At 68.1% G+C, this 6144-nt stretch carries 4 protein-coding genes; all 4 read right to left on the bottom strand.

Annotated features, from left to right (window positions below; translation table 11 throughout):
- Positions 1–43: 43 nt before the first annotated feature.
- Positions 44–571, bottom strand: a complete 528-nt coding sequence (gene msrA, locus H490_RS26530) for a peptide-methionine (S)-S-oxide reductase MsrA (protein ID WP_017884527.1) — start codon at positions 569–571, stop codon at positions 44–46.
- Positions 568–1416 carry an ammonia-dependent NAD(+) synthetase gene (gene nadE / locus H490_RS26525; RefSeq protein WP_031290132.1) on the bottom strand — a complete coding sequence of 283 codons (849 nt, stop codon included), beginning with the start codon at positions 1414–1416 and terminating at the stop codon, positions 568–570. The genes msrA and nadE overlap by 4 nt, the downstream gene beginning before the upstream one ends.
- 139 nt (positions 1417–1555) lie before the next feature.
- Entirely contained in the window at positions 1556–5065 is a 3510-nt protein-coding gene (dnaE, locus tag H490_RS26520) for a DNA polymerase III subunit alpha (protein ID WP_051066213.1), read from the bottom strand.
- A gap of 181 nt (positions 5066–5246) precedes the next feature.
- Positions 5247–6137 (bottom strand): acyltransferase, encoded by an 891-nt coding sequence (locus tag H490_RS26515; protein WP_017884524.1) that lies wholly within the window; start codon positions 6135–6137, stop codon positions 5247–5249.
- Positions 6138–6144 lie beyond the last annotated feature (7 nt).

Below are 6144 nucleotides of genomic sequence, written 5' to 3'. Positions count from 1 at the left end.
CGCCGTCGAAAAACTGCTTCGAAAAGGCGCCGGCCCGCCCGGGTCAGCGCAGGTACTCGGAGAAGGCCGCGCGCACCTTGTTGACCTTGGGCACCGCGACCGCGAGGCAGTACCCCTGCGTGGGGTTCTTCGCGAAGAAGTCCTGGTGGTGCTCCTCGGCCGGGTAGACCTCGCCGAGCGGCTCGATCGTGGTGACGACCTCACCGGGCCAGATCTCCGAAGCACGGCGACGCGCCTCCTCGAAGAGCTTCCGCTGCTCGTCGTCGGCCGGGAACATCGCCGAGCGGTACTGCGTGCCGACGTCGGCGCCCTGTCGATTCAGCTGGGTGGGATCGTGCATGGTGAAGAAGGCGTCGAGGATCACCTGGGCGGGAATCGCACTCTCGTCGAAGGCGACCGCAACGGCCTCGGCGTGGCCGGTGGTGCCGGTGCAGACCTGCTCGTAACTCGGGTGCGGGGCGGAGCCGCCCGTGTAGCACGACACCACCTCGGTCACGCCCTTCAGCGCCCGATAGGCCGCGTCGAGGCACCAGAAGCAGCCTCCCGCCAGTACGAACGTGGTGGTGGTCATCGCTCTGCGCTCCTCTCGGCGCCGCTCCACCAGCCGTCCCGCGGGGCGACCGGCAGACGGCGCTTGTGCTCGGTGCTGCGGTAGCGGCGCTCGAGGTTCTCGGCCGTCGCCGACGAGACCTCCTCGCCGCGCAGGTAGGCGTCGATCTCGGAGTAACTCACGCCGAGGCTCGACTCGTCCGACTGGCCGGGTTCCCCGTCGAGCAGATCGGCGGTAGGGACCTTTTTCCAGAGCCGGTCCGGGGCCTCGAGCTGCTGCAGCAGCGCCGCGCCCTGCCCTTTGGTGAGCCCCGAGAGCGGCAGCACGTCGGCCGCGCCGTCGCCGAACTTCGTGAAGAAGCCGGTGATGGCCTCGGCCGCGTGGTCCGTGCCGATCACGAGCAGCCCGCGGTCGCCCGCGATCGCGTACTGCGCGACCATGCGCATGCGGGCCTTCACATTGCCCTTGTTGAAGTCGCTCACCGGTTCCCCGGTGCCCGCCGAGACCGCAGCCGTCAGCCCGTCGACGCCCGCCGCGATATCGACGGTGACGGCGCGATCGGGGCGGACGAACTGCAGCGCGAGCCGCGCGTCGTCCTCGTCGTGCTGCACACCGTAGGGCAGGCGCACCGCGATGAACTCCGCGTCCCGCCCCTCGGCTCGCAGTCGCTCCACCGCCAGCTGTGCCAGTCTTCCGGCCAGCGAGGAATCCTGACCTCCCGAGATCCCGAGCACGAAGCCGCGAGATCCGGGCACCGAGCGCGCGTACTCGACGAGGAACGCCACCCGGCGCTCCACCTCGGCTGCGGGGTCGATCTCGGCGACCGACCCGAGCTCGCGAATGATCTGCTGCTGCATCTCGCTCATGACCCCCACCATACTCCGCGCGTGTTACAGCGGGGTGCGTCCATCGAATCGGTGCTGCTGCGACGAGAACCGAACCGCCCCGAGAAGAACCGCACCGCCCCGACGCGACCCGAAGCCCCCGTGAGCACGGCGGGCCCCGCTACGAGACCAGTTCCTCGGCCGGCAGCAGGCAGCGCGGGCCGAGCAGGCCCTTCAGTTCCCCGAACAGGTCGGAGGTGATCCTCACCTGCTCGCGCAGCTCGAAGATGCGCACCGCGTGCGGCGTGATCAGACTCAGCCGCACCTCGCTCTCGCCGGGGTGACGGCGCAGCGTCGACTTGAGCTCCTCCATCAGGGGCTCGGTCGCGCGCGACTCCGAGAGCGTGAGCGCGAGCGCCGTCGCGTCCTCCTGCACCCCCGCATCGATCGGCTTCACCCCGTAGGCGTGCATCGACATGCCGTCGTCGCGGGCGTTCAGCTTGCCGCGCAGCGCCACGATGCTGTCGGGCTGCAGGAGGCTGCCGAACTCCTGGTACGACTTGCCCATGAAGAGCGCCTGCACCTCGCCCGTGAAGTCCTCGATCGTCACCATGCCGTAGAGATTGCCCGATTTCGCGGTGCGATGCTGCACGCTCGTGAGCAGGCCCGCGACGGTCACGATCTCGCCGTCGAAGCTCGAGCTGTTCTCGGGGTTCGTGACCTGCTGCACCGTCACGCTCGCCTCCTTGGCGAGGGGGACGTCGAGCCCGCGCAGCGGGTGGTCCGAGACGTAGAGGCCAAGCATCTCGCGCTCGAACGAGAGTTTGTCCTTCTTCGTCCACTCGGGACGATCGGGCACCTGCGACACCGCCTCGGCCGAGTCGCCCGTCGCCTCGGCGGCTTCGGCGAAGAGGCTGTCGAAGTCGAAGCCGATGTTGCCGTTCTCGGCGTCGCGCTTCTCCTTCACCGCGCTCTCGATCGACTGCTCGTGGATCTCGACGAGCGCGCGGCGCGTGCCGCCGAGCCCGTCGAACGCACCCGCCTTGATGAGCGACTCCACGGTGCGCTTGTTCAGCACCGAGAGCGGCACCTTCTTCAGGAAGTCGTGGAAGCTCTCGAAGCGCCCCTTCTGCTCGCGGGCTTCGCGGATCCCCTCGACCACGTGCGTGCCGACGTTGCGGATCGCGCCCAGGCCGAAGCGGATGTCGTCGCCCACCGCCGAGAAGTTCGCGAACGACTCGTTCACGGCGGGAGGCAGCACCTTGATGCCCATGCGGCGGCACTCGTTGAGGTAGACGGCGAGCTTGTCCTTGGAGTCGCCCACGCTCGTGAGCAGCGCCGCCATGTACTCGGCCGGGTAGTGGGCTTTGAGGTATGCCGTCCAGTAGCTCACCACGCCGTACGCCGCCGAGTGCGCCTTGTTGAACGCGTAGTCCGAGAACGGCAGCAGGATGTCCCAGAGCGCCTTGACCGCGGCGTCCGAGAAGCCGCGCTCCTTCATGCCGCCGGAGAAGCCCTCGTACTGCTTGTCGAGCTCGGACTTCTTCTTCTTGCCCATGGCGCGGCGCAGAATGTCGGCCTGGCCGAGCGAGAAGCCGGCCACCCGCTGGGCGATCGACATCACCTGCTCCTGATAGATGATGAGGCCGTAGGTGGTGTCGAGGATGTCCTTCAGCGGTTCCTCGAGCTCGGGGTGGATCGGCGTGATCTTCTGCAGGCCGTTCTTGCGCAGCGCGTAGTTCGTGTGCGAGTCCGCGCCCATGGGGCCGGGCCGGTACAGGGCGAGCACGGCCGAGATGTCCTCGAAGTTGTCGGGCTTCATGAGGCGCAGCAGGCCGCGCATGGGGCCGCCGTCGAGCTGGAACACGCCCAGCGTGTCGCCGCGTGCCAGCAGTTCGTAGGAGTCGGCGTCGTCGAGTTCGAGCCGCTCGAGGTCGAGATCCTCGTCGCGGTTGAGCCTGATGTTCTCGAGGGCGTCCGAGATGATCGTGAGGTTTCGGAGCCCCAGGAAGTCCATCTTGATGAGGCCGAGGCCCTCGCAGGTCGGGTAGTCGAACTGCGTGACGATCTGGCCGTCCTGCTCGCGCTTCTGCAGCGGGATGATGTCGATGAGGGGATCGCTCGACATGATGACGCCGGCGGCGTGCACACCCCACTGGCGCTTCAGACCCTCGAGCCCGAGCGCGGTCTCGTAGACCTTCTTCGCGTCGGGATCCTCCTGCAGCACCGTGCGGAACTCGGCGGCCTCCTTGTAGCGGGGGTGCTCGGGATCGGTGATGCCCGACAACGGGATGTCCTTCGCCATGACGGCGGGCGGCATGGCCTTCGTGAGCTTCTCGCCCATGCCGAACGGGAAGCCGAGCACGCGCGAGGCGTCCTTGAGCGCCTGCTTCGACTTGATCGTGCCGTAGGTGACGATCTGCGCCACGCGCTCGTCGCCGTACTTCTCGGTCACGTACTTGATGACCTCGCCGCGACGGCGATCGTCGAAGTCGACGTCGAAGTCGGGCATCGAGACGCGGTCGGGGTTGAGGAAGCGCTCGAAGATGAGGCCGTGCTGCAGCGGGTCGAGATCCGTGATCCTCATCGCGTACGCCACCATCGAGCCCGCGCCCGAACCGCGGCCCGGACCTACCCGGATGCCGTTGTCCTTCGACCAGTTGATGAAGTCGGCGACCACGAGGAAGTAGCCGGGGAACCCCATCTGGGTGATCACGCCGATCTCGTACTCGGCCTGCTTGCGCACCTCGTCGGGGATGCCCTCCGGGTAGCGGTAGTGGAGGCCGCGCTCGACCTCTTTCACGAACCAGCTGTCCTCGGTCTCACCGTCGGGCACGGGGTAGCGGGGCATGTAGTTGGCGGACGTGTTGAACTCGACGTTGCATCGTTCAGCGATGAGCAGCGTGTTGTCGCAGGCCTCGGGGAAGTCGCGGAAGATGTGCCGCATCTCCGCGGCGCTCTTCAGGTAGTAGCCCGAGCCGTTGAACTGGAAGCGGTTGGGGTCGTCGAGCCGCGATCCCGACTGCACGCAGAGCAGCGCCGAGTGCGCTTCGGCGTCTGCCTCGTGCACGTAGTGCAGGTCGTTCGTGGCGACGAGCGGGATGCTCAGGTCGCGCGCGATCTTGATGAGGTCGGACTGCACCTGGCGCTCGATGTCGAGGCCGTGGTCCATCAGCTCGCAGAAGAAGTTCTCCTTGCCGAAGATGTCCTGGAACTCGGCGGCCGCCTTGATCGCCTCGTCGTACTGACCGAGGCGCAGACGGGTCTGGATCTCGCCCGACGGGCATCCCGTCGTGGTGATGAGCCCCTTGCCGTAGGTCTGCAGCAGTTCGCGGTCCATGCGGGGCTTGAAGTAGTAGCCCTCCATCGACGAGAGCGACGACAGCCGGAACAGGTTGTGCATGCCCTCGGTCGTCTCGGAGAGCATCGTCATGTGCGTGTACGCGCCGGCACCCGAGACGTCGTCGCCAGCGCCATCGCCCCACCGCACACGGGTGCGATCCGAGCGGTGGGTGCCGGGCGTGAGGTACGCCTCGATGCCGATGATCGGGTTGAGCCCGCGATCCTTCGCCTGCTTCCAGAAGTCGAAGGCGCCGAAGGTGTTGCCGTGGTCGGTGACCGCGATCGCGGGCATGCCCTGGGCTGCGGCGGCCTCCATGAGCGGTCCGACTCGCGCCGCGCCGTCGAGCATCGAGTACTCGCTGTGCACGTGCAGGTGTACGAAACCGTCTTTCTCAGACACCGGATGAGCCCCTTTCGCCGACCACTCAAGAGTACCGCGGGCCTGCGACATCGCGAGCGCGGCCGTCCGGGCTCGGCTGCGACCGGAGTCGGGATCCGGACCGCGTCCGCCCCTCGTCCGGCCGGCGGGTCTACGCGATGACGCGGCGGGCACCGGGGATGTGCCGCAGCAGCACCGAGACGGCGAGGCTCGGGATCAGCACGAGCACGGCGAGCAGCGGCACCGATACCAGGGGCGTCGCGAATTCGGTGGTGATGCCGAACTGCCGGTAGACCCACTGGAAAAAGGGGTGCACCAGGTAGATGCCGAGGGAGTTCGCGGCGAGCGCCGCGGCGATCGGCGGGAGGCGCCCGCGCTCGTCTCGCCAGCACGCCCTCGCGAGGCAGAAGACGGCCACCGAGGCGAGCGCGACGCCGGGAGTGAGGAAGTCGAGGAACAGCTCGTCGGAGGCGCCCTCCGCGCGCGAGACGAGCGAGGTGCCCAACCCGGTGCTCGCCGCGCCGAGCGCCCCGGTCGCCGCGATCCACCGGAGCCGCCCCCGGCTCAGCTCGATCCGGCTCAGCAGGTGGCCCAGCACGAAGTAGGCGGAGTATCCGAGCACCAGCTGCACCCGCATCGTGCCGAGCACCTCCCTCAGCACCTCGCCGACCACCGGCAGGTGCTCGAGCAGCGGGAGCACGAACGCGAACGGCCCGGCCAGGGTGACGAAGTACCACGCCGTGGCCCGATCCCGCACGATCGCCCGTAGCAGCGGCAGCACCAGGTACATCCCCGTGAGCGCGAGCAGGAACCACAGGTGGAAGTGCCCGGTGAAGAACCTCTGCGCCAGCTCGCCGAGGTCGCGGCTGCCGCCCGGCCCGTACACCTCGACGAGGGCGAAGAACAGCGACCAGCAGGCGAAGGCGACGAGCAGGCGCGGGATGTTCCTGCGCCACAGGGTGCGCAGGCTCAGCTCGCGCTCCGGTGCGAGAAACAGCGCGCCCGAGATCATGAAGAACACCGGCACGCAGAAGCGCAGCACGCTGTTG

Source organism: Leucobacter sp. UCD-THU (assembly GCF_000349545.1).
GTDB classification, from domain to species: Bacteria; Actinomycetota; Actinomycetes; order Actinomycetales; family Microbacteriaceae; genus Leucobacter; species Leucobacter muris.
Note: the sequence above shows the minus strand (reverse complement) of the source record. Positions and strands in the feature narration are given on the sequence as shown.

Excerpts from the sequence above, each read along its gene's own strand:
- msrA (WP_017884527.1), bottom strand. The coding sequence starts at position 571 with ATGACCACCACCACGTTCGTACTGGCGGGAGGCTGCTTCTGGTGCCTC.
- nadE (WP_031290132.1), bottom strand. The coding sequence starts at position 1,416 with ATGAGCGAGATGCAGCAGCAGATCATTCGCGAGCTCGGGTCGGTCGCC.
- dnaE (WP_051066213.1), bottom strand. The coding sequence starts at position 5,065 with ATGCTCGACGGCGCGGCGCGAGTCGGACCGCTCATGGAGGCCGCCGCA.